We start from the raw sequence: 23569 nt of genomic DNA, 5'->3' as shown, positions 1-23569 counted from the left end.
GGTCTCCGGTTAGATGATGCCCGCTTGGCGCAGCTTGTCGCGGGTGGCGGCATCGATGCCCAGCTCTTCCAGTACGTCATCGGTGTGGGCGCCCAGCGTCGGCCCGCCTTGCCCCAGCCTGCCGGGGGTGGCGCTCAGCTTGGGCAGCACGCCCGGCACCTTGAGCGCGCGGCCATCGGCGCGGGTGACGCTCTGGATCATCTCCCGGGCAAGGTAGTGGGGGTCGTTGGCGATATCGGCAGCGGTATAGGGGAAGCCAGCCGGTACGCGGGCGTCGTCCAGGGCGCTGAGAATGTCGTCGCGGCGGCGGGTCTGGGTCCAGGCTTCGATGGCTGCATCGATCTCGCTGGCGTGCTGGCTGCGGCCATCGTTGTGGGCCATGGCGGGGTGGTTGGCGAGATCCTCACGGCCAATCACGCCCATCAAGCGCTTGAAGATGCTGTCGCCATTACCGGCAATCAGCACGTATTCGCCTTCGCAGGTGCGGTAGGCGTTGGATGGCGTAATGCCGGGCAGCGCGCTGCCGCTGGGTTCACGTACCTGGCCGGTGGCATCGAACTCCGGCAGCAGGCTCTCCATCATGGCAAACACGGATTCGTACAGGGCCACATCGATCTCTTGCCCTAGGCCGCTGCGCTGACGCTCCTGCAGGGCCAGCAGGGTGCCGATCACCGCGTAGAGCGCCGAGAGCGAGTCGCCGATGCTGACCCCCACCCGCACCGAAGGCTCGCCGGGGTGGCCGGTCAAGTAGCGCAGCCCGCCCATGGCTTCGCCAATCACCCCAAAGCCTGGCTTGTTGCGGTAGGGGCCGGTCTGGCCAAAACCGGAAACCCGCACCATGATCAAGCCCGGGTTCTGGGCGGCCAGCGTGTCGTAGCCCAGCCCCCAGCTTTCCAGCGTGCCGGGGCGAAAATTCTCGACGATCACATCGGCTTCGGCGGCCAGGCGGCGCACCACCTCTTGGCCCTGTTCACTGCGCAGGTCCAGCGTCACCGAACGCTTGGTACGGCTCTGGACGTGCCACCACAGCGAGGTGCCCTCTTCGAGAATACGCCATTTGCGAAGGGGGTCGCCGGTGCCGGGAGGCTCGATCTTGATCACATCTGCTCCGAACTCCCCCAGCAGCTTGGTGGCAAACGGACCGGCGATGAGCTGGCCAAGCTCTACGACTTTAAGTCCATCGAGAGGAAGCTGTCGCGTTGTCATAATGAAGGCTCCTGATAACGCTTGATCTGGCAGGCGGGTCTGGATGCAGACGCGGCGTGTTGTTGTTCATCAAGCATCTGCGAGCCTGCCGAGCATCACAATTAGGCAATCAGGAAACGGGTGTTCGTCACTGGCGAACCCTGAGGCGACGCGCGGTATTTTTTCCAACGATCTTTTCGACCACGTTTCCAACCACTGACCGGGTAGATGCCATGCTGCGATTCGATTTTGTCACGCTCAGACTGTTCGTCGCGATTGCCGACGAAGGGCGCCTGACCGCTGCGGCGGAGCGTGAGCACCTGGCGCTGGCGGCGGTCAGCAAGCGGGTCAGCGACCTGGAAACACTGGTGGGCACCGAGCTTCTGTATCGGCGGCCACGTGGCGTGGAGCTGACTCCCGCTGGCAGGGCCTTCCTGCACCACGCCCGGCGTATTCTGGAAGATGTGGCCCGGCTGCAGGCCGAGCTGAGCGAGTACGGCGAAGGCGTGCGGGGCCACGTGCGGATTCATTCCAATACCTCGGCGATCATTGCTTTTCTGCCCCAGGATCTCAGCACCTTTGCCCGGGAGTACCCGCAGATCAAGATCGACCTGCAGGAGCGCACCAGCAGCGAAGCGATTGCGGCGGTGCGCGACGGCGTGGCCGATATCGGCATCTTTGCCAGCCACGTGGCCGCCGATGAGCTGGAGGTGCGCCCCTATCGGCGTGACCAACTGGTGCTGGTCACCCCGCAGGACCACCCGCTGGCGGAGCACGACAAGCTCTATTTGCACCAGGCGGCGGAGTACGATTTCGTGGGGCTGCAGCAGGACGCCTCGCTGCAGTCGCTGCTGCATGAACAGGCCAGCCAGGCCGGTAGAAACCTGCGCATGCGCATACAGGTACGCAGCTTCGATGCCATCTGCCGCATGATTCACTACGGCCTGGGCGTGGGGGTACTGCCCCAGCGCACGCTCTATCGAGACCTGAAAGACCTCAAGCTACGCATGATTCCGCTGGCCGACGAATGGGCTACCCGGGAGCTGGTGATTGGCATGCGCCATCACGCGGGCCTTCCGGTGGTGGCGCGTCATCTGGTCGACCATCTGCTATCCCCTCAGGAGACACCCCATGACCACTGATTTCGTTGATGACATCAAGGCGCTCACCTTCGATGTGTTTGGCACCGTGGTGGACTGGCGCGGCAGCGTCATCCGCGAAGGCGAACAGCTCAACGCCGCCAAGGGTCTGGCCATCGACTGGCCGGCGTTTGCCGACCGCTGGCGGGCAGGCTATGCCCCGGCCATGAACCGCGTACGCCAGGGGGAGCTGCCCTGGACCAAGCTGGATGCGCTGCACCGCATGACGCTGGATACCCTGCTGGAAGAATTCGGCGTGGCCGACCAGCTGAGCGAGGCCGACAAGCAGTACCTGAACCGCGTATGGCATCGCCTCACGCCCTGGCCGGATAGCGTCGCAGGGCTGCAGACGCTAAAGCAGCGCTTCATTCTGGCCACGCTCTCCAACGGTAACGTGTCGCTGCTGGTGAACATGGCCCGCCACGCGGGGCTACCCTGGGACTGCGTGCTCTCCTCCGAGCTTGCCGGGCACTACAAGCGCGACCCCGAGGTGTACCACATGGCGGCCAATCTCCTCGACCTGAAACCCTCGCAGATTCTGATGGTGGCCGCCCACCAGGACGACCTGCAGGCCGCCCACCGGGAAGGCATGCGCACGGCGTTCGTGAAGCGCCCGCTGGAGTTTGGCCCCACGGCCACGCCGGACCTGAGCATCGACCCCTGCTTCGACCTGGTGGCCGAGGACTTCCTCGACCTGGCACGGCAACTGACATGAAGCTCGACCCCACGTCACTCAGGCTGTTCGTCAAGGTCGCGGAGCTGGGTACCATCAGCGGGGCGGCCGACGCCTCGTTCATGGCCACGTCGGCGGTCAGCAAGCGGCTCAGCGAGTTGGAGGGGTACTTCAATACGCCGCTGCTCAAGCGCAACAATCGCGGGATCGAACTGACGCCCGCAGGCAGCGCGCTTCTGAACCTGTCGCGCGGCGTGCTGCACAACCTCGAAGACCTCGACCTGCAGATGCGTGACTACGCCAGCGGCCACCGGGGCCTGGTACGGGTCTTCGCCAACATGTCGGCCATTACCCAATACCTGCCCCACGAAATGCGCGCCTTCTTCGAACAGCACCCGGACATTGGCGTTCAGCTCGAAGAGAAGGTCAGCCCCATCATCACCCGGGAAGTGATGAACAATAACGCCGACATTGGCGTCTGCGCGCAGCTGATCCACGGCTACGAGCTGATGGAGTTTCCCTACCATGTGGATGATCTGGTGCTGGTGGTGCCGCAGCAGCATCCGCTGGCTCAGCGGGAGAGCGTGCAGTTCCGTGAATGCCTGGACTACCCTCACGTGGGCCTGCATACCGCCAGTGCCATCAACCTGGAAATCATGCGGGCGGCCAGCATGGCCAACAAGACCCTGCGAATTCGTATTCAGGTCACCAGCTACGATGCCCTTTGCCTGATGGTGCAGGCGGGGCTGGGAGTGGGCGTGCTGCCCCGAGGGGCCATTCGCCAGTACGTGGACGGTCTCAACGTCAAGGTGCTGTCGATTCAGGATGCCTGGGCGCGGCGCAAGCTGCGCATTTACGTGAAGGATATGGAGCGGCTTTCCATGGCGGCCCGCGTGCTGGTGGAGCATCTGATCCAGTCAGCCAGCGCCGCATCGGCCCCGCCCGAGCCATGACACCATGGTCCTGCTTTCGCGTTTGGAGAAGGCAGGTTCATCAATCACCAATATACAGCCTGTCGCTTTGGCGTTATCACTTTAAGCACCACTAAGCGATCCCCTTGCTTAACTGGTTATCGGGAGAGGCCCTGCGCCTTTCGCAGCACATAACAGCACAACATGCTTCCCGACGCTTCGAGGATATAACAATGACTAAATCAGCACTACGCCACTTGCTTCCCGCTTCCCTGCTTGCCGTAGGCGCACTGACTGCCGCCACAGCCCAGGCCAATACGTCGCTCAACATTGGCGCGGTGCCCACGGGGACCGGCTGGTTCTTCGGCATCTCCGAAGGCGCTCGGGTGATCAGCGCCAACACGGACTACGAAATCACCGTGCGTGAAACAGGCGGCACCCGCGAGAACGCCATCCGCTTGGGCCGTGGCGAGCTTGACCTGGCCTTCACCGAAGCGCTGGTAGGCTACGAGATGTACAACGGCACCGGCCGCTTCGAAGACACGCCCAACCCCGACGCCCGCCTGATCTACTGGATTGCCCCCTCTACCATGCACTGGGCAGTGCGCGAAGATTCCGGCATCGAGAGTTTCGAAGGCCTCAACGGGGCGCGCTTCAACCCTAGCAGCATCGGCGGCGGCGGCGAGTACATCACCGAGCTGGTGTTCGACATCCTGAACATAGAACCCGACTTTCAGCGCATGCGTATCGATGATGCCGCCGAAGGGGTGATCGACGGACGCCTGGTAGGCTTCAGCTACAACGGCGTGCCGCCCATTCCCGCCTTTACCGAAGTGCACTCCTCTCGCACGCTGCGCCTGCTGTCGCTGACGGACGAGCAGGTCGAGGCAGTCACCGAAGAGCTGCCCTTCCTGGCCAGCACCGTGATTCCTGCCGACACCTATCGCGGCATGCCGGATACCACCTCGCTGGGCATCTACATGGGCGTGGCCGCTAACGCCAGCCTCAGTGAAGACACCGTCTATGAAATCACCAAGGCTTACTGGGAGAACCACGAGCAGGTTGCCAACTCCTTCCAGCCCGCCCAGGGGGTGACGCCGCAGGTCGTGCTCGACAATGCGACGTTCCCGCTGCACGTCGGTGCTCTGCGCTACTACCGGGACGACCTGGCGCTCGATATCCCCGAGGAAATCATTCCTCCTGAAGCGCAGTAACCCTCTACTTCTGCGGGCCCATCGCCCGCAGAAGCTTTCGATGCCCTTATCCTGACGCGCCGCCATTCTATCGTGCCGCGGTGCGGGAGTTATCCCAATGGACACCCCTGCAAACCCCAACGTCGTTGAGAAATATTCGGAGGGCTCGGGCAAGCGTCAGCTGTCCGGCTTCTGGTTCATGGTCACGCGCCTGGCGGCGGTCTCCATGGCGCTGTTTCACCTCTATACGGCCCTCACCGGCCCCATGAACACCCAGAACGCGATCCACTTGCTGTTCGCTCTGCCGCTGATTTTTCTGGCCTATAGCTGCCGTAGCCGCGACGCCAACCGCATTCCCTGGTACGACCTGGTGCCGATCATCCTCGGCGCGGTCGTCAGTATCTATTACGTGATCCATTTTGACCGGATCATCTATCAGCTGGGCTATTTGATGCCCACCCAACTGGATATCATTTTTGGTATCTCGGCCATCCTGCTACTGCTGGAAGCCTGTCGACGAGCCATCGGCCTCGCTTTCCCCATCCTGGTACTCATCGCGCTCTCCTATGCCGCCTTCGGCCAGCACCTGCCGGGCGTTTGGGGGCATGGCGGCTTTCGATGGGACGACCTGATAGCGACCTTCTACCTGAGTCCTACCGGCGTCTACGGTAGCCTGATGCGCACCTCGTCCACGGTGATCGTCGTGTTCATCATGTTCGGTGCCCTGTTGGTGACCACCGGCGGCGGCGACAGCTTCATGCGCCTGGCCAACGCCGCTACCGGTCGCCTTTCGGGCGGCCCCGCCAAGGCCGCCACCCTGTGCAGCGCCATGTTCGGCAGTATCAGCGGCAGTACCGCTGCCAACGTGGCCACCACCGGAGTGTTCACCATCCCGATGATGAAAAAGAACGGCTACAGCCCGCGCTTTGCGGCGGCCACCGAAGCATCTGCCTCCACCGGTGGTCAGATACTGCCGCCTATCATGGGGGCCGCCGCCTTCGTCATGGCCGACGTCATCTCGACCAGCTACCTCGCCATCATCAGCGCCGCCCTCATTCCCGCGCTGCTCTTCTATCTTGCTATCTGGATGAGTGTGCACTTCGAGGCCAAGCGCCTGGGCCTGTCGCCGATTCCCAAGTCCCAGCGCCCTAGCCTGCGTGAGGGTCTGTTCAACATCGAGACCCTGTTGATTCCTCTGATCGTGCTGATCACCCTGCTGGTGATGCGCTATACCCCCACCACGGCGGCGGTGGCCGCCTACTTCACCGCCATGGCGCTTTACCTGTTCTCCTGGCGCAGCCCGGGCACCTTCGTGGAGCGCCTCAAGTCGCTGCCCGCAGCGCTGGAAGCGGGCGCCATGACCGCCGCCATGATCGCAGTCATCATCGGCAGCGTGGCTATCATCGCTTCGGTGATCAGCCTGACCGGCCTGGGTCTGAAGGTCTCCTCGGTCATCCTGGTGGTCAGCGGTGGTGACGTGCTGGTGACGCTGGTGCTGGCCATGGTGGTGGCGATCATCCTCGGTATGGGGCTGCCTACCGTGGCGGCTTACATGCTGGCCGCCTCGGTGGTGGCAGGGGCCTTCATCGAAGCCGGTCTGCCGAGCCTCTCGGCGCATCTCTTCATTCTCTATTTCGCGATTCTCTCCGGGGTCACGCCACCGGTGGCACTGGCCGCCTATATCGGCGGCGCCATCGCGGGTTCCCACTGGTTCCGCACCGCGCTGACCGCCACCAAGATCTCGCTGGGCGGCTTCCTGATTCCCTACATGTTCATCTACCACCCGCCGCTGCTCGGCAACGGCACGGCGCTGGAGATTGCCCTGGCGGTGGGCTCCGGGGTGATCGGCATCACGGCGCTGGCGGCCTCCACCATCGGCTACTTCCTGCGCCCCTGTTCCTGGCTGGAACGCGGCCTGCTGCTTGCGGCCGCGTTGATGCTGATCAGCGGCCAACTGATCACCGACGTGGCGGGTATTGCCGTGATCGGAGGGTTGTTCGTTTGGCAGTACCTTAAAAATCAGCGTTCAGAGGTAGCTCTGACGCCCCCCACCCACAAGGAGCCCGCCTGATGAGTGATCGACAGGACACACTGGACCCGAACGGCCTGGCCACCCGCCGCGAAGTGCTGGGCGATACCTACGTGGATGCCGCCCTCTCCCAGGTGGATGAGTTCAGCTGGCCCATGCAGGAGCTGGTGACCCGCAACTGCTGGAACGACATCTGGAACCGCCCGGGCCTTGCACGGCCCACCCGCAGCCTGATCAACATCGGCATGCTGGTGGCATTGAACCGCCCCCATGAACTCAAGGTGCACCTGCGTGGCGCGCTGAACAACGGCTGCACCGAGGAGGAGATTCGCGAGGTGCTGCTGCAGTGCGTGCCCTACTGCGGCTTTCCGGCGGCCATCGACGGGCTGCGTACCGCCCGGGAGGTGTTGGCCGCCTGGCAAGAGGAGCAGAACGGCCGCTGAGGCCGTGTTCCGACGACCCGGCCGCCACCGGGCGAACGACAACAATAACCGAGTATGGAGAACTGCCATGACGCTATCCCCCAAACGCCTGCTCGCCCCGCTGGCCACGGCGGTGCTGACCGCCGGTGTCGCCTCGGGTGTGGCTACCCAGGCCGTGGCTAACGAGGCCCTTGGTATCGGCGTGGCACCGGCCGCTTCTGGCTGGTACTTCGGCTTTTCGGAACTCTCGCGGCTGGTGAGCGGCGATTCACCGCTGGAAGTCTCGGTGCGCGAAACCGGCGGCTCCAGGGAGAACGCCATCCGCCTGGGCCGTGGTGAGATTGACCTGGGGTTGATTGACGCCCCGGGCGCCTACGAGGCCTACAACGGTGAGGGCCGCTACGAGAACGACGCCATCGAGCAGATGCGCGTCGTGCTGTGGGTGGCACCTTCCACCATGCACTGGGCCGTGCGCCAGGACAGTGGCATCGAGACCTTCGAGGATCTGGAGGGGGCGCGCTTCAACCCCAGCAGTATTGGTGGGGGCGGCGAGTACATCACCGAGCTGGTGTTCGATGCGCTGGGAATCTCGCCTGACTTCCAACGCATGAGCATGTCGGACGCCGCCGATGCCGTGGTGGATGGGCGCATCGTTGGCTTCAGCTACAACGGCATCCCACCTATCCCGGCGTTCACCGAAGTGCACTCCGCACGCCCGCTGCGGGTGCTCTCGATGAGCGAGGAGCAGGTGTCCACCGTCACCGAAACGTTGCCCTTCCTGTCCGCCACCGAGATTCCTGAAAACGCCTACCGAGACATGCCCGCCGCCACCACGCTCGGCACCTACATCGGTATCGCCGCCACCCATGAACTCTCTGAAGAGGCAGGCTACGCATTCACCCGCGCCTACTGGGAGAACATCGAACGGCTGGTTGAGACGTTCGCCCCCGCCCGTGGAATGACGCCGGAGATCTCGGTGGAGAACACCACCACGCCGCTGCATGCCGGTTCGCTGCGCTACTACCGCGAGATCGGTATCGAGGTGCCCAGCGACCTCGTACCGCCAGAGGCGGAATAAACCCAACAACACCGTGCCTGTGGAGTCATGGTATGTCGGCAGCGTGACCTCGAATGCCGCCACGAAATGTCCTTGGGCGGCTTGCTGATTCCGTTTATTGTTGACGAGCGGGCAGGCCCTCAGCGCCGAGGTGGGCAGGGCGCTGACCTTGAGGTATGAGCGTGAGGTATGAACGTAAGGTACGAGCGAGAGGTATCTGCCTGACAGCGTTATGTTAGCCATGCCGTGAAACAGGGCACTTCCCTAAAGCAGGCAGCAAGCAAGGAGCCGCTTTGATGAACATTGTCATTCCCGATGATTACCAGGATTGTGTACGCGACCTGGATGCCTTCGCCAAACTGGCGGGCCACCAGGTGACGATTTACAACGACACCGTCACCGATGAGGATGCGCTGGTCGAGCGCTTCAAGGAGGCCGACGCGCTAGTGCTGATTCGTGAGCGCACGCCGATCACCGCGTCCCTGCTGGCGCGGCTGCCCAAGCTCAAGCTGATCAGCCAAACCGGCGGCGGCGCGGCCCACGTGGATATGGCCGCCTGCCGAGCGCACGGCGTGATGGTGCTGGCAGGCACCGGCTCGCCCTACGCCGCCGCGGAGCTGACCTGGGGGCTGGTGCTCTCGGCCATGCGGCGCATTCCCGATGAGGTGGCCAACCTCAAGGCAGGCCGCTGGCAGCGCACCCTGGGCATGGGCCTGAAAGGGCGCACCCTGGGCGTGTTTGGCTACGGCAAGATTGGCCAACTGGTGGCCCGCTACGGCCAGGCGTTCGAAATGAACGTGCTGGTATGGGGCCGCGAGGGCACCCGCCAGCGGGCCGCTGAGGCGGGGCTGGAGGTAGCAACCTCGCAGGAGGCATTCTTCGAACGCAGCGATGTGCTGAGCCTGCACCTGCGCCTGAACCCGGAAACTCGCGGGATCGTCACCGCCGCCAACCTGGCCAGCATGAAGCCGACCGCCGTGCTGGTGAATACCAGCCGCGCCCCGCTGATCGAAGCGGGCGCGCTGGAAGCGGCGCTGAAGGCTGGCCGCCCCGGCATGGCCGCCGTGGACGTGTTCGACGAAGAGCCGGTGATCGAGCATCCGCTGCTGGCGCTGCCCAACTTCCTGGCCACGCCCCACCTGGGCTACGTGGAAAAAGACAGCTACGAGCTCTACTTTGGCGACGCGTTCGAGAACGTGCTGGCGTTCGAAGCAGGCACGCCAGGGCGTAATCTGGCCGAGGCGTAGGCGTCTTCCGTAATGACCAAAGAGGCTTACCGTTCGGTAAGCCTCATGGCGTTGCCGCTGGCGCTGTTCCATGCTTGTTTTTACAGAACGCCGCGATGAATGGGAGAGGAGCGTCATGAGAGACCGATTCTCGAGCGCGCTGAAGAACAAGAACCTGCCTTATATGGGGGCGGGTGAGGCGCACGAGACGCCTGCCAATACCCGGCGCGTCGCGTTCATACTGCTGGAGCATTTTTCGATGATGGCGTTCACCGGCGCCGTGGATGCGCTGGTGACGACCAACCTGATGAAGGCCTCCACGGTGTATGAGGTGCTGGTGGTGGGCGCCGAACCCAAGGCGACGGTCTCTGACCTGGGCATCGAAGTGGCAACGGAATTCTCGCTGGAGGACTTCGACACCGAGTCGCTGCACGTCGATGTGCTGATCGTCTGCGGTGGCCTGCGTGTTCAGCCCAAAAGCACGCCTTTGCTGCGCAGCCGTTTACGCAGTGCGGATAGCCAAGGGGTGCTGCTGGGGGGACTCTGGAACGGGGCCTACTTTCTGGCTGATGCGGGGCTGCTGAGTGGGTATCAGTGTGCTTATCACCCGGATGGACGGGCCATGATGGCCGAGCAGTTTTGGGATGTGACCATCACCAACCGCAGCTTCATCGTGGACCGCAATCGGCTGAGTTGCGCCGGGGCGAGCAGTTCGCTGAGCATGATGCTGGAGGTGGTGCGGGCTGACTGCGGGAACGCCGTGGTGGGTGCCGTCGAGGAGATGCTGAGCTGCGACAAGGGCATCGACCTGCCGGATATATCGACGCTGCACGTCGACCAGAACCATACCCTGCCCGAGAAGCTCAAGATCTCGCTGCAGCTCATGAAGAACAATATCGAAGAGCCGCTTTCGATCTCCGAAATCGCCAACTGGGTCAATATTTCGCGGCGTCAGCTGGAGCGTATGTTCTGCACTTACGTCAGCGCAAGCCCCTCTCGTTATTACATGGAGCTGCGCCTGACCCGGGCTCGTCAGCTTCTGCAACAGACCAACAAGCCGGTTGCCGAGGTGGCGGTGGCCACCGGCTTCGTCAGCATTTCACATTTTCGCAGCTGCTTTTATCAATTGTTCGAGGCCACCCCGGGCCAGTTCCGCAAGTCCTGTCAGGCCGGAGACTACGCCCCCTGAGCCTGACAAGACGGTGGCCGAGGCGTCAGTTCAGTGGCCCGACCAGCCCAGCAGGATGGGCACGTAAACCACCAGCAGCAGAACGCCGATCAGCCCTAGCAGATAAGGGATAATGGCGCGGGTGATGCGTTCCAGCGGCAGCTGAGTCACCGACGAGGCTACGTAAAGGTTGATGGCCACGGGCGGGGTAATCATGCCAATCGAGAGCCCCACCACGATGATCAGCCCGAAGTGGATCGGGTCGATGCCCAGCTGCAGCACCAGCGGCAGCAGCACCGGGGTGAGGATGATCAAGGCGCTGGCCGTCTCGATGAACACCCCGGTCAGCAGAATCACCGCCACCACCAGCAGCATGATCACGTAGGGGTTGGTGGAGAGCGACAGCACCGATTGGGCAATCGCACCGGGCACCTGCCAGCTGGAGAGCGTCCAGCTGAGCACCGCCGACATGGCAATCACCAGCATGATCACGGCGGTGGTCATCGCTGAACGGATCAACAGCTTGTACACCTGGGGCAGGGTCAAGTCCCGGTACACGAACAGCGACACCAGCAGCGCGTAGTTCACCGCCACCACCGCCGCTTCCGAGGGCGTGAAAATCCCCGAGAAGATACCCCCCAGAATGATCACCGGCGTCATCAGCCCCCAACTGGCCGATTTCAACGTGCGCCAAATGGTGGCCAGCGAGAGCGGGGTGCCTTTCGGGTACTGGCGCTTGTACGCCTGGGTGATGGCAATGGCCATCAGCGCCAGGCCCATGGCCAGCCCCGGCAAGAAGCCGTTCAGGAACAGCTTGGAGACCGACTGCTGGGCGATCACCGCGTAGATGATCATCGGCACCGAAGGTGGGATCACCACGCCGATGGTGCCGCTGGCGGCGATCAGGCTGGCCGCCGAGGCGGGGTCGTAGCCCTTGCGCTTCAGCTCCGGCACCAGGCTAGACCCCACCGCCGCCGTGGTGGCCGCCCCCGAGCCGGAAATGGCCGCGAAGAACATGCCTGCCATCACCGAGACCACCGAGAGCCCGCCGCGCATGAAGCCCACCAGCGAGTCGGCAAAGCTCACCAGCCGCTCGCTGACCTTGCCCTGGGCCATCAAATCACCGGCCAGGATAAACATGGGAATGGCTACCAGGGCGAACGAGTTGATGCCCTGGAACATCTGCTGGGTGACCACCATCAGCGGCACCCCCGACTGATGTAGGGCGTAGAGCGTGCTGGCGCCAATGGCAAAGGCAATCGGCACGCCCAGCAGCATGAACAGGAAGAACAGCCCGAACAGCACCAGCGTCATAGCACTTCCTCCTGGGCGGTGATGGGCTGCCCGTGCACCAGCACCTCGACCATGTCTACCAGCGCATACCACGCCATGATGCCCGCCGAGAGCGGAATGACGGCGTAGACGTAGGTCATCGAGAGACGCAGCGCGGCCGACTTCTGAAAGCTTTGTACCTGCATGTAGCGATGGCCGATGATCACCAGCGTGACCATGAAGGCCAGCACGATGGCCAGCGCGGCCAACTTGGCCAGCTTGCGCAGCGGCAGGGGCAGGGCATCCACCGCAAAGGTGACCGCAATGTGCCGCCCACGCTGGAAGGCCAGCGTGCCCGCGAGAAAGGTGATCCATACCAGCAGAAACCGCGCGACCTCTTCGGTCCAGCCCACGGCACTGAAAAACACCCGGGACACGATTTGTAGCGTGATCACACCGATCAAAGCTGCCATGCCCGCAAACACGACGGGCTGGATGATGGCATCCAGCCCACGTTCAATGCGTTGCAGCAGCGTCAAAAGAGGCTGTGCAAAGGGCATCACTGATTCAGCGCCTCCTGAATGCGCGGCAGGTAATCACCGAACTGCTGGCCGTACTTCTCATAAACCGGCGCAACGGCGGCCTGGAAGGCTTCCATATCGGGGGAGTCGTTGATTTCCATGCCCGCCTCGCGCAGGTCGACAAGCTGCTCGGCTTCCATATCGGCGTTCACCTGACGCTCATGCTCGGCGGCTTCCCGGGCGGCCTGGCGGATGACGTCCTGGGCAGCTTCCGGCAGCTGGTTCCAGGCAGGCATGCCCATCACGAAAATCGCAGGGGCGTAGGTGTGGCGTGACAGGGTCATGTAGTTCTGGGTTTCATCCAGCTTGAACGAGTGAATCACGTTCACCGGGTTTTCCTGGCCGTCGATGGTGCCCTGCTGCATGGCGGTCAGCGCTTCGGTCCAGGCCATCGGGATGGCGTTGGCCCCCAGCTCGCGGAAGGTATCGGTGTACACCGGGTTTTCCATCACGCGAATGCGCAGGCCATCCAGGTCTTCCGGCGAATTCACGGCGCGCTCGCTGTTGGTCAGGTTGCGGAAGCCGCGCTCGGCGTAGGCCAGGCCTTTCAGGTTCACGTCGGCCAGCTTGTCCAGCAGCTCCTGGCCAATGGGGCCATCCAGCACGCCATAGGCGGCTTCAGGAGTGGGGAACAGGAAGGGCAGTTCGAAGACCGCCATCTCTTCCACGAAGTTGGCCACCGGCCCGTTGGTGATCACGCCCATGTCCACGGTGCCGATCTGCATGCCTTCCAGCAGCGTGCGCTCATCGCCCAGCGAGGCGTTGGGGAAGATCTCGATGTTCACCTTGCCTTCGGTGCGCTCTTCCACCAGCTCTTCGAACTTGGTGGCGGCAATATGGAAGCCATCCTGCTCGTTCACCACGTGGGCCAGGCGAAGGGTCACGGGGTTCATGTCGGCAAATTCGTTGGCGTTCGCGGCGCCGACCAGCGCCAGTGAGATGCCCAGTGCCAGCGTACTACGTGCAAATGTTTTCATTTATTATGTTCCCAAACGGATCAGGGTAGGTGCGAGGTGCAAAAGTGCCCCCAGAGCATGCACCACCGCAGGGAAAACGGTCAATCATCTACGCGCCGAAAACCGCCAAGCGGCTGGACACCACGCCCCCACACGGGTACGATACGCACCCAAAGCGCCCGTAGCTCAGTTGGATAGAGTGTCGGCCTCCGAAGCCGAAGGTCGCAGGTTCAATTCCTGCCGGGCGCGCCAGAATGAACCAAAAAAGCCCACGATCAAGATCGTGGGCTTTTTTGGTTTGTTAATTTCTCACGTAGTCGTAGTAATCAGAAGTATTTCAAAAGTGCACGTTGTTGGTGCGCTCCTACTGCAAGCAAGCTTGATTATTCGCTAATTTTAAAGCTGTTTCTCAATCAACATTTTTTTGTTATTGATTTAATGAAGTTTTTTTCATAATGGAAATATTTTTGCATTATGAAAAAAACCTCGTTTTTCTTTCGGGGTATTTACTTTACTTTTCATGTGATGTTGAATGTTTCTGCTAGGCTTACCTGACATTCAACACAAAAACAAATAGGGCTAATGACCAATGACCAGCCAAAAACAGCTGCGGCTCGACACTACTCGCTGTCTGACACGTTTGAGCGCCGTATGCGCTGGGGTGCTTCTCAGCACCAGTGCGCTAGCGGAAAATATCAACCTCAGCTATGCCTTCTTTGCGCCTGCCCAAACCTTTCCCGCCGTGCAGATGGAACACTGGGCGAAAGAGCTTAACGAAAGAACCGATGGCCAGGTAAACGTCAACACCTTCCCAGGCGGAACGTTGCTGACAGCTGCCAACATGTTCGATGGCGTCTTAAACGGTGTTGCCGATATCGGTCTCTCTGCTACCTCATACGAGCCGGGACGTTTTCCGTTACTCAATTTGGCCGGAAACCTAACGGGCATCGAAGTGGATTCGCAGACAGCCAGCCAGGCAGTGTACGAACTCATCAAAGAGTTTCCTGCAGAGACGTTGGGCTTGGAAGAATTTAAAGTCATTACGGCGTTCACCTCCGAGCCAGGCTACCTACATACGCAAGAACCAGTGGCTTCGCTGGAGGATCTTGAGGGCCAAGAGATCAGGGTGCCAGGTGACAGCACTGCCGTTATTCAAGCCCTTGGGGGCGTGCCTGTAGGTCTCTCTCAGGCGGAAACGGGTGAAGCCCTTCAGGCCGGTATTGTTAGTGGCTATGTAGGTTCCCGCGAGACGCTGATGGATCTGCAGTATGCCCGCAATGTGAGCTACATCACTGACTATCCTCTGACCAACGTGGTCTTCGTTGCGGTGATGAATCAGCAGCGGTGGGACGCCTTACCTGAAAACGTTCAGCAGGAGATCGATGCATTGGGTGCCGAAATGGCCTCCTATGCAGGTAAGTATCTCGATGAACACATCCAGGAATCCTTGATGTGGGCTGCTGAGAACCATGAGCTTGAGCAGCTCTCCTTGTCCGAAGATGAGGCTGAGCGCTGGTCGAGCTTGCTGGAGCCCATCAATGAGCAACGGCTGGAAGAGGTGGCTGCTCAAGGGCTTCCTGCCTTTGAGTTGCGCGATCGGTTTATTGAGCTGATCGAACAAAACCAATAGTGCCTACGCTTTTTGTCTGGGCGTATATCTTTGCGCCCAGTAAGCGCCATGCTGATGGATCTAGGTAGTTACCATGAATAAATTTAATTGGGTAATTAGCCGTCTCTTACTCTATGTAGCCGGCTCAGCATTACTAATGATGGTATTTCTGGTGGTCGGTAACATCGTAATGCGCCAAGTTAGCTCTTCATTTGGTGGTACCACCGAAATGGTGGGCTGGCTAACAGCGGTAGTAGTAGCGCTATCGCTCGCTTACTCCCAGCTTACTAAAGCGCATATTGAGCTGGACTTGCTGGTCGAACATTTGCCCACCCGACTGCAAAGCGTTCTCTATGTCTTGGTCTCAGGCGCAAGTTTTTTATTCTTCTCCATGGTGGCTTGGAAACTCTGGGAGTATGGCTTTAGCGCTATGCAAAGAGGCTCTTTATCGCAAACACTGCGTATTGCGTTTTACCCAATTGTTTATCTAGTGGCACTAGGGTTTTCTGCTTTTTGCTTGGTTCTTTTAGCAGACTTTTTGAGTAGTCTAAAAAAGGTGGTAACACAATGAGTATGACGCTGGTAGCTTTGTTAGGCGTACTCTGTTTGTTTCTTCTTATTTTGTTAAAAATGCCGATTAGCTTCGCCATGTTCATGGTGGGTTTTTTTGGCATGCTTTACATGACTAGCCCTATTGCTGCGTATAACGTTATTAGCTCAGGAATCTGGGAGCAGTTATCGGGTTACTCTCTTAGTGTCATACCCCTATTTATTTTTATGGGGGAATTACTGTTTCGCTCGGGGATAACGGAAAAGATATTTGCGGCTGCCTATGCTTGGATAGGCCATTTCCGCGGCTCTATGGCCACAACGACGATCCTTAGCAGCGCAGGTTTTGCAGCGGTTAGTGGTTCGAACACGGCCACGGCAGCCACTGTCGGCACCATTGCTCTCCCCGAAATGAAGAAATTTGGCTATAACCGTGCGCTCAGTGCAGGCAGTGTCGCGGCGGGGGGCACGCTGGGGGTCATCATCCCACCAAGCTCTGTGCTGATTGTTATTGCGCTGCAAGCCGAACTGGCCATTCGCGATCTGTTTCTGGCCAGTATTGTCCCTGGGCTTATCCTGATCGTGCTATTTATCGCGACGATTGGACTGCTCTGTCGCCGTCGACTTGATATGGGCCCCGCAGGTGTGCGTTCGAGCTGGTCGGTAAGGTGGCGCTCGTTAAAAGGTATTATCGAAATTGGTGCCCTCTTTACGCTGGTCCTAGGCGGGCTATTTGCTGGCTGGTTCACCTCAACAGAGGCTGCTGCAGTGGGCTGCATTGGCGCAATGCTGATTACCCTGATACAAGGAAAACTCTCTTGGGCCGTCTTGAGTGAGGCCATCGCTAATGCACTCAAGTCGTCGGCCATGATCTTGATGTTGGTTGCTGGAGCCGTCATCTTCGGGCGCTTTCTTACCATCACAAGACTGCCTTACATGGTGGGCGAGTGGGCAGCAGCACTGCCCTTGCCAGCCATAATGGTAATGGCCTGTATCCTGCTGATCTATGTGATCGGCGGAGCGCTAATGGATGCGATGGGATTTTTAATTATCTCAATCCCGATTTTCTTTCCCGTAGCGCTTGCCTTGGGTTACGACCCCATTTGGTTCGGCGTGGTGGTATGTATTGTTACCAGCATGGGGGCGATTACGCCGCCGGTGGGGGTGAACGCTTTCATTGTAAAGAGCCTGGATGCAGAGTTACGAATGGGTGAGACATTCCGTGGAGTGGGTTACTTCATACCCCCTTATCTGCTGTGCATTGCCTTGCTGCTAGTGTTACCTCAGATCGTATTGTTCGTCCTTTAACGCTCACCCGATTAGATGAATGGTTATAAACTCTATGCCTATTTACTTGAAATTTCATGTGATAAGTCTAGCGAGGTGGCTGAGGTGACTATACTGACATCGAGGTTAAGCCTGGGGCAGGGGCCGCGCAAAGTGGTCGTTAAAGATACGATCGATATCGCCGGTTTCCCCACCTGCGCAGGATCCGCTGCCCTTGCTGACGCACCGCCAGCCGTGGCTCATGCAGAGATTGTCAAGCGAACCCTCAAAGCGGGATACCACATTGTAGGGAAGGCCAATCTGCATGAGCTGGCGTTTGGTATGACGGGCATCAATGCCTGGGCTGGCACGCCAGAGAATCCGCGCTACCCCACCCTTATCCCTGGCGGTTCTTCCAGTGGGTCGGCCGCCGCGGTGGCCGCTGGTCTTGCCGATATTGGTATTGGTACAGACACCGGCGGTTCTATTCGCGTCCCCGCTGCTTGCTGTGGTGTCTACGGCCTTAAACCCACCTTCGGACGCTTGAGTCGCCAAGGGGTTATGCCAGCGGAAAGTAGCCTCGATTGCGTGGGCCCCATGGCTCGCGATCTCCACGTACTAATGGCTTTCATGAGTGCGATTGATCCTTCCTTTCAGTCGCCAGTGAAGGGTTCTGCACCTGTTCTGGGGTGTATCAGCGTGAATGCTGAGCCGGCCATTTGGGCAAGTATCGAAGGCCAGCTAAGCTGGTCTGGACTGGCGCGTGGGGATGTCACCTTGCCGCTTATGGCCGAGGCGTTTGAAGCTGCCATGGTGGTTATCAATCGCGAAACTTTCCGTGCTTGCGAGGCGTTACTTGCCACGGGCAAGGTGGGCGCGGATGTTGATCAGCGTTTGAAAGCCGCTGCCGCGACGACCGATGCCGAGCTAAAGGAGGCGGAGCGCATACGTCGTGCCTTTACCGCCGAAGTCGACGCAGTGCTAGAGCGGCATGATGTCCTGGTGCTGCCAACGCTGCCGCATTTTCCCATGACCGTTCAGGAGGCGTTGGCGGGCCAGCAGGATCTGAAAATCTCGTCCCTTGTGCGCCCCTTCAATCTGTCAGGGCATCCCGCCTTATCGATTCCCCTTGATTCTCAGCAAGCACTCCCGGTCTCCATGCAGTTGGTAGGGCGTCGTGGCGATGACGCAGGCGTCTGTCGGGCGGCTTCTCAACTCATGGGGCAGGTGCTGTCGGCGGTAGAGGAACAACAAACAGGAGAGAAGCATGCAACAGTGCATAGATAAATCACTGTGGGGAGGCGAGGCGCGTTTTGATGCGCTGCTCGAGTCTATCCGATCTCGGCGCGAAGAGTTCGAGGAGTTGCGCCATATCCCTATGGACATCATTGATGAGTTCAAAGCCATTGGCGTCTATCGCGCTATGGTACCCGCCAGCTACGGCGGTGATGAGAAGTCGCCATCCGAGTTCCTGAAAATGGTCGAAGCGATCTCGGCGGCGGATGGCTCCTCTGGCTGGGTAGCGAGTTTTGGCATGAACCCCGCCTATTTGGCCGCGTTACCCGAGGAGACCCTAAAGGAAGTGTGGCGGGATTCCCCTGATATCGTCTTCGCTGGCGGGATTTTTCCGCCCCAACCCGCTGAGCGGGTCGATAACGGTTTCCGTATCAAAGGACGGTGGAAATTTGCCAGTGGTTGTATGGGGGCTTCGCTATGTGGTGTAGGCATTCTCCCCGCCGAAGAGGGAGCGCTGCCGCGCATGGCAGTGCTGCCCCGCGACCAGGTGAAGATCGACCCGACCTGGGATATGTTGGGCATGGTAGCCACCGGCAGCCACGACCTGGTTGTCGAGGACGCCTATGTTCCAGAAGCCTGGACCTTCGTGCGCGGCGGCAAACCCAACGTCGATTCCCCCTTCTTTCGCTACCCATCGCTCTCCTTCGCCGCTCAGGTGTTGGCAGTGACGACACTGGGTTTGGCCCGCGAGGCATTGGATATCGTCCGCGCCACGGCCGGTGGGCGGAAATCGGTCACTGGCGCCCCCAACCTGGGTGAGCGTGAGTATGCCCAGATTGCCCTCGGCAAGGCCGAGGCCAAAGTTCGCGCCGCCCGGGCCTTCTTCTATGAGAGTACTGAGGCCGCCTGGGCGAGCATTCTGGCCGGGGGCGAACCAAGCCGTGAGCAGGTCAACCTGCTGCGCCTCTCTACCACCCATTTGACCCATGAGTGCGCTGAGGCGATTCGCAGCGTATATCAGATCAGCGGTATGACTGGGGCCGAAAACGGCCACCCTCTCTCGCGCATTCTGCGTGACTCGCAGTTGTGCACCCAGCACGCCTTTATGGGCGAGATCACCTGGAAGAACGCCGGCGCGATCTTCTTCGGCCATGACCCTTTACCGGGTTACCTATAACCACCCTACGTAGTTTAACCAACGGAGATCGACATTATGCATCGCGTACTTTTCTGCATCGGTATCAACCAAAACTTCATGAATGCAACCGCTGAGGAAGGCAAGCAAGTCTGGCAAGCCTTCAGCCAGATGATGCAAGGCATTGATGAACTCCCCGGCGTCACTATCCTGGGGATCATGGATGACGACCGCATCATGGTCGGCCCTTCCGCCACCGCCCCCTGGACCGCCTACATCATGGCCGATGTCCCTGATTACGAGACTGTTGTAGCCGCCTGCAACTTCTTCCGCACCATCCCGGTGGGGGACGGCACCTATAAGCTCTGGAAATACGCCCGTGTCGAAGCGCGTATCGGCCGTGAGTTGGTGGTACCTGAATAAAGACAGCATTAGCTGGCTAGGCATGAGGAGAACAAAATGAATCAATTAATCGACGTCAAAAACATCGCGCTCGATCCAGATCAACTGGTCCATAACGATAAGATTGCGACCCCGATGTACACCAGCTCAGAGCTATTTGAGCAAGAGCAAGAGAAGATTTTTCGTAACACCTGGGTATGGGTCGCGCATACCAGCGAGATCCCCGATAAGGGGTCTTTTAAGCTGTCCAAAGTAGGTCGTGAACCGGTCATCGTGGTACGTGACCGTAAGGACAATATCCATGTAATGGTTAATCGCTGCCGCCACAGGGCAGCGACGGTGTGCGAGGTTCACAAGGGCAAGACCTCATCTTTCCAATGCCCTTATCACGGTTGGGGCTATGGACTCGATGGCAGTCTGCGTGCTTTGCCGAATCCCGAGCAGTATGGCGATGATTTCGATAAGTCACAGCATGGGATGCTCAAGCTACGCGTTGAAAGCTATCAGGGCATGGTCTTCGCCACTTTCAACGAGGGTATTGAGCCATTGGAAGACTTCCTGGGGGCTGCCAAGAAGTGGATCGATCTGTTTATGAAACAGGGTGGTGGATACCCCGTAAAAACCCTTGGCGAACATCAGTTTTCGGTGCCAATGAACTGGAAAGTTCAGCTCGAGAACACCACCGACGCCTATCACTTTCCGATCGTGCATAAATCCTTCCTGCAATCCCTCGATGAGGAAGCTGAAAAGACGTTCACCTTCCTTGATGGCGAAGGCTTCGTTGAAGACCTGGGTAACGGTCACTCCGTCATGGTCATGATTCCCGAACTCGTCGATCTAGAGGAGGATCTCGATCGCAAGATTCCAGAGCGTTTTGCAGAGCTGGCGCAGGCGCTGCGCGACGAAGGCTACCCGGAAGATCAAGTCCGCCGCATTGTGCGCGCGGTAGGTGGCTCCGGGTTCAACCTTAATCTGTTCCCCAACGTGGCGTGCTCAATGGCCTTCTTCCGGGTGTTGACGCCAGTTGCTGTCGATAAAACGGATATTCGCCACATTGCCATTGGTATGGAGGGAGGTCCCGACATCGCCAATCGCGTACGCCTGCGCTTGCATGAACACTTTCAGGGCCCCATGGGCTTTGGTTCTCCCGACGATGCCGAGGTCTGGGAGCGAATCCAGCGGGGGGTCGATGGCGGTGCCGAACTGCCGATTCTGGTCAATCGCGGCATCGAGAAAGAAGTGCCGGGCGAGGCAGGGCCACGTGGTCATGTATCGGATGAAACGGGCATGCGTGCCGCCTATGCGATGTGGAAACGGATGATGCAGGAGTGAACGAAATGAACACAACCGACAATGAAAGCTTGCTCTGGCAGGTCACGCAGTTTATCTGGCACGAAGCGGCGATTCTGGACGCAAAAGAGTACGACGCTTGGCTCGACCTGTGGCAGCCAGAGGGCTTGTACATCATTCCTATCGAGGATGCCGACGATTACGCGGCAGTGCTCAACCTCTGTTACGACGATGACAAGATGCGCCGGGATCGTATTAAACGCTTCCAGGATGGCTTCTCGATCTCTTCGGCACCCCCTGCCGTCACCGTACGCACCTTGTCTCGTTTTGTGATCGATGCCGTCGATGGCAATACGGTTGTCGTTTCATGCGCTGAGCACCTGGTTGAAGACAAGTTTGGGCGTCAGCGCATTTGGGCCGCCAATGTGCGCTACACCCTCACGTCCACTGATACCGGCTTCCGTCTTCAGGAGAAGGTGGTTCGTCTACTCAACGCTGATGGAGTGCTGAATTCGTTCAGCTATTTGTTCTGATGAGCGTACCACTACCCGACAAAATTCAGACCGCAGTGGTGACCGGCGGCGCACGTGGACTCGGGGTTCACATTGTGCGCGCACTGCATAAGGCGGGGTTTCGTGTCGTTATCACCGATATCGACACCGGCCCCGCCGAAGCGCTGGCATCCGAACTCGATCTGGCCGGAGAGACCGCGGTGACCGCGACCCTCGATGTCGCCAAGCCAGAGGATTTCCAGGGTGTGCTGGACAAGATTGTCGCCCGCTGGGGCAGTTGCGAAGTGCTGGTCAATAACGCAGCCCGCACCGCAGTGCAAGGGGTGTTCGATATTGACCCCGCCCAATTTAACGAAGTGATGACCACGAACGCTGGCAGTGTCTTTGCCGGTTGCCAGATTTTTGGTCGCCACTTCAGAGAGCGTGGCTATGGGCGCATCGTCAACCTGGCGTCGCTGGCAGGGCAGAACGGCGGTACCGCCACTGGCGCTCATTATGCCGCCTCCAAGGGCGCCATTCTGACCTTGACCAAGATTTTTGCCCGCGATCTGGCGGCGGACGGGGTGACCTGCAACGCCATTGCGCCGGGGCCACTGGATACCCCGATGGTGCGTGAGGTACTCGGTGACAACCTGGATAAAGCGCTTGCCAATATCCCCGTAGGCAAGCTGGGCTCCCCTGAGCTGGTCGCGCAAATGGTGAGCTTTCTTGCCAGCCCTCAGGCGGCTTTTGTAAACGGTGCCTGCTGGGACGTCAATGGCGGCATTTACATGCGCTGAGCATCTGGAGATGACCATGCAAGATGACATCATAACCCTGCGCGTTGTGCGCCGCGAACTTCATACCAATGAGATCTCAGTGATCGATCTGGCTGCTGAGAGTGGCGCTGATCTGCCTGCCTTTGAAGCAGGCGCCCACATTGATATTCACCTTGATGAAGGGCTGGTGCGCCAATACTCGCTGAGTAACTCCCCAGGGGAGCGCCACCGTTATCGGCTCGGGGTGCTGCTCGACCCCGCTTCGAGGGGAGGATCCAAGGCAGTACACGAACGCCTACACGAAGGTGTCCAAGTGAAGGTTGGCGTGCCACGCAATCTATTCCCGCTGGATGGATCGGCACCCCATAGCCTGTTGGTGGGCGGTGGCATCGGTATTACGCCAATGATTGCCATGGCGTACGAGCTGCGCGATGCCGGACGCTCCTTCGCGTTGCATTACTGCTGCCGTGGGCGTGACAAGGCAGCTTTTATTGATGAGCTTGAGTCTGCCTTTGGCGATGCGTTAGTGATGCACTTCGATGATGGGGAGGCCTCCCAGCGGCTGGAAATAGAGACGTTGCTGGCGTCACAACCCGACCAGACCCACCTCTATGTATGCGGCCCCACCGGTTTTATGGACTGGGTGATTAATGCTGCCCGTCAGGCGGAGTGGTCACAGAGCCGTGTGCATTCAGAGTACTTCTCTGCAGAAGTGGATACCAGCGGTGCCGCCTTTGAAGTGGAGGCGGTTGCCAGCGGCGTCACCGTTCAGGTGGAAGAGGGCATGTCCATCGCCCAGGCGCTCAGGGCGGCGGGCGTCAAGGTCAATGTTTCCTGTGAAGAAGGGGTTTGCGGCACCTGTATCTGCGAGGTTTTGGAGGGTACTCCCGATCACCGTGACCACTTTCTCAGCGAAGAAGAAAAGGAAGATAACGACCAGATTGCCGTGTGCTGCTCCAGGGCCAAAAGCGCACGTCTCGTCATCGACCTTTGATCCGCC

Annotated in this window: 23 protein-coding genes and 1 tRNA gene; 20 read left to right on the top strand and 4 right to left on the bottom strand. The window is 59.8% G+C overall.

The window, feature by feature from the left end:
- Positions 1 to 9: 9 nt before the first annotated feature.
- A complete protein-coding gene (locus IE061_RS07070) occupies positions 10 to 1206 on the bottom strand; it encodes a CaiB/BaiF CoA transferase family protein (RefSeq protein WP_189463595.1) in 1197 nt (398 codons plus the stop codon).
- A gap of 212 nt (positions 1207 to 1418) precedes the next feature.
- Between IE061_RS07070 and IE061_RS07065 the strand changes: the two genes are divergently transcribed.
- From IE061_RS07065 to IE061_RS07025, 9 genes are all read left to right on the top strand, one after another.
- Complete coding sequence (locus IE061_RS07065) at positions 1419 to 2327, top strand: LysR substrate-binding domain-containing protein (protein ID WP_096921866.1); 909 nt, start codon at positions 1419 to 1421, stop codon at positions 2325 to 2327.
- The gene (locus IE061_RS07060; protein WP_096921867.1) at positions 2317 to 3039 is read left to right on the top strand and encodes a haloacid dehalogenase type II; all 723 of its coding nucleotides are present in this window, start codon (positions 2317 to 2319) and stop codon (positions 3037 to 3039) included. The genes IE061_RS07065 and IE061_RS07060 overlap by 11 nt, the downstream gene beginning before the upstream one ends.
- Positions 3036 to 3950: a LysR family transcriptional regulator gene (locus IE061_RS07055; protein WP_096921868.1), complete on the top strand. Its 915-nt coding sequence runs from the start codon at positions 3036 to 3038 to the stop codon at positions 3948 to 3950. Before IE061_RS07060 ends, IE061_RS07055 begins: the two co-directional genes overlap by 4 nt.
- A 191-nt stretch (positions 3951 to 4141) precedes the next feature.
- On the top strand, positions 4142 to 5122 hold the full coding sequence (locus IE061_RS07050; RefSeq protein WP_096921869.1) for a TAXI family TRAP transporter solute-binding subunit: 981 nt from the start codon (positions 4142 to 4144) through the stop codon (positions 5120 to 5122).
- Positions 5123 to 5219: 97 nt separating this feature from the next.
- Positions 5220 to 7172 carry a TRAP transporter permease gene (locus tag IE061_RS07045; protein ID WP_189463594.1) on the top strand — a complete coding sequence of 651 codons (1953 nt, stop codon included), beginning with the start codon at positions 5220 to 5222 and terminating at the stop codon, positions 7170 to 7172.
- Positions 7172 to 7573, top strand: coding sequence for a carboxymuconolactone decarboxylase family protein (locus IE061_RS07040; protein ID WP_189463593.1), 402 nt, complete (start codon positions 7172 to 7174; stop codon positions 7571 to 7573). Before IE061_RS07045 ends, IE061_RS07040 begins: the two co-directional genes overlap by 1 nt.
- A gap of 67 nt (positions 7574 to 7640) precedes the next feature.
- The gene (locus tag IE061_RS07035; RefSeq protein ID WP_096921872.1) at positions 7641 to 8630 is read left to right on the top strand and encodes a TAXI family TRAP transporter solute-binding subunit; all 990 of its coding nucleotides are present in this window, start codon (positions 7641 to 7643) and stop codon (positions 8628 to 8630) included.
- A gap of 275 nt (positions 8631 to 8905) precedes the next feature.
- Complete coding sequence (locus IE061_RS07030) at positions 8906 to 9856, top strand: D-2-hydroxyacid dehydrogenase family protein (RefSeq protein ID WP_193461291.1); 951 nt, start codon at positions 8906 to 8908, stop codon at positions 9854 to 9856.
- Positions 9857 to 9971: 115 nt separating this feature from the next.
- Positions 9972 to 11024, top strand: a complete 1053-nt coding sequence (locus IE061_RS07025; RefSeq protein WP_193461290.1) for a GlxA family transcriptional regulator — start codon at positions 9972 to 9974, stop codon at positions 11022 to 11024.
- 30 nt (positions 11025 to 11054) lie between these two features.
- On the opposite strand, the gene IE061_RS07020 is transcribed toward IE061_RS07025, so the two are convergent.
- The 3 genes from IE061_RS07020 to IE061_RS07010 are packed head-to-tail and all read right to left on the bottom strand — an operon-like array spanning position 11055 to position 13833.
- Positions 11055 to 12317, bottom strand: a complete 1263-nt coding sequence (locus tag IE061_RS07020) for a TRAP transporter large permease (RefSeq protein ID WP_193461289.1) — start codon at positions 12315 to 12317, stop codon at positions 11055 to 11057.
- On the bottom strand, positions 12314 to 12835 hold the full coding sequence (locus IE061_RS07015; RefSeq protein ID WP_189463592.1) for a TRAP transporter small permease: 522 nt from the start codon (positions 12833 to 12835) through the stop codon (positions 12314 to 12316). The genes IE061_RS07020 and IE061_RS07015 overlap by 4 nt, the downstream gene beginning before the upstream one ends.
- On the bottom strand, positions 12835 to 13833 hold the full coding sequence (locus tag IE061_RS07010; RefSeq protein WP_096921876.1) for a TRAP transporter substrate-binding protein: 999 nt from the start codon (positions 13831 to 13833) through the stop codon (positions 12835 to 12837). Before IE061_RS07010 ends, IE061_RS07015 begins: the two co-directional genes overlap by 1 nt.
- A gap of 154 nt (positions 13834 to 13987) precedes the next feature.
- On the opposite strand from IE061_RS07010, the gene IE061_RS07005 reads away from it, so the two are divergent.
- The 11 genes from IE061_RS07005 to IE061_RS06955 all read left to right on the top strand — a co-directional run bounded on the left by IE061_RS07005 (position 13988) and on the right by IE061_RS06955 (position 23563).
- Positions 13988 to 14064: transfer RNA gene (locus IE061_RS07005), tRNA-Arg, on the top strand.
- Positions 14065 to 14401: 337 nt separating this feature from the next.
- Positions 14402 to 15442 (top strand): TRAP transporter substrate-binding protein, encoded by a 1041-nt coding sequence (locus tag IE061_RS07000; RefSeq protein ID WP_096921877.1) that lies wholly within the window; start codon positions 14402 to 14404, stop codon positions 15440 to 15442.
- A gap of 73 nt (positions 15443 to 15515) precedes the next feature.
- Positions 15516 to 15992, top strand: a complete 477-nt coding sequence (locus IE061_RS06995; protein ID WP_096921878.1) for a TRAP transporter small permease — start codon at positions 15516 to 15518, stop codon at positions 15990 to 15992.
- Entirely contained in the window at positions 15989 to 17278 is a 1290-nt protein-coding gene (locus IE061_RS06990) for a TRAP transporter large permease (protein ID WP_096921879.1), read from the top strand. The genes IE061_RS06995 and IE061_RS06990 overlap by 4 nt, the downstream gene beginning before the upstream one ends.
- Positions 17279 to 17293: 15 nt before the next feature.
- Complete coding sequence (locus tag IE061_RS06985; protein WP_096921880.1) at positions 17294 to 18523, top strand: amidase; 1230 nt, start codon at positions 17294 to 17296, stop codon at positions 18521 to 18523.
- On the top strand, positions 18504 to 19649 hold the full coding sequence (locus IE061_RS06980) for an acyl-CoA dehydrogenase family protein (protein WP_096921881.1): 1146 nt from the start codon (positions 18504 to 18506) through the stop codon (positions 19647 to 19649). The genes IE061_RS06985 and IE061_RS06980 overlap by 20 nt, the downstream gene beginning before the upstream one ends.
- Before the next feature lie 36 nt (positions 19650 to 19685).
- A complete protein-coding gene (locus IE061_RS06975) occupies positions 19686 to 20030 on the top strand; it encodes an IacB protein (RefSeq protein ID WP_088700089.1) in 345 nt (114 codons plus the stop codon).
- A 36-nt stretch (positions 20031 to 20066) separates the two neighbouring features.
- Positions 20067 to 21341, top strand: a complete 1275-nt coding sequence (locus IE061_RS06970; RefSeq protein ID WP_096921882.1) for an aromatic ring-hydroxylating oxygenase subunit alpha — start codon at positions 20067 to 20069, stop codon at positions 21339 to 21341.
- Positions 21342 to 21346: 5 nt separating this feature from the next.
- A complete protein-coding gene (locus tag IE061_RS06965) occupies positions 21347 to 21832 on the top strand; it encodes an aromatic-ring-hydroxylating dioxygenase subunit beta (RefSeq protein ID WP_096921883.1) in 486 nt (161 codons plus the stop codon).
- Positions 21832 to 22590 carry an SDR family NAD(P)-dependent oxidoreductase gene (locus IE061_RS06960; protein ID WP_088700092.1) on the top strand — a complete coding sequence of 253 codons (759 nt, stop codon included), beginning with the start codon at positions 21832 to 21834 and terminating at the stop codon, positions 22588 to 22590. The genes IE061_RS06965 and IE061_RS06960 overlap by 1 nt, the downstream gene beginning before the upstream one ends.
- Before the next feature lie 16 nt (positions 22591 to 22606).
- Positions 22607 to 23563 (top strand): PDR/VanB family oxidoreductase, encoded by a 957-nt coding sequence (locus IE061_RS06955; RefSeq protein ID WP_096921884.1) that lies wholly within the window; start codon positions 22607 to 22609, stop codon positions 23561 to 23563.
- The last annotated feature ends 6 nt before the right edge of the window (positions 23564 to 23569 follow it).

Origin of the sequence: Vreelandella hamiltonii (assembly GCF_014651795.1) — a bacterium.
Lineage (GTDB): Bacteria > Pseudomonadota > Gammaproteobacteria > Pseudomonadales > Halomonadaceae > Vreelandella > Vreelandella hamiltonii.
Note: the sequence above shows the minus strand (reverse complement) of the source record. Positions and strands in the feature narration are given on the sequence as shown.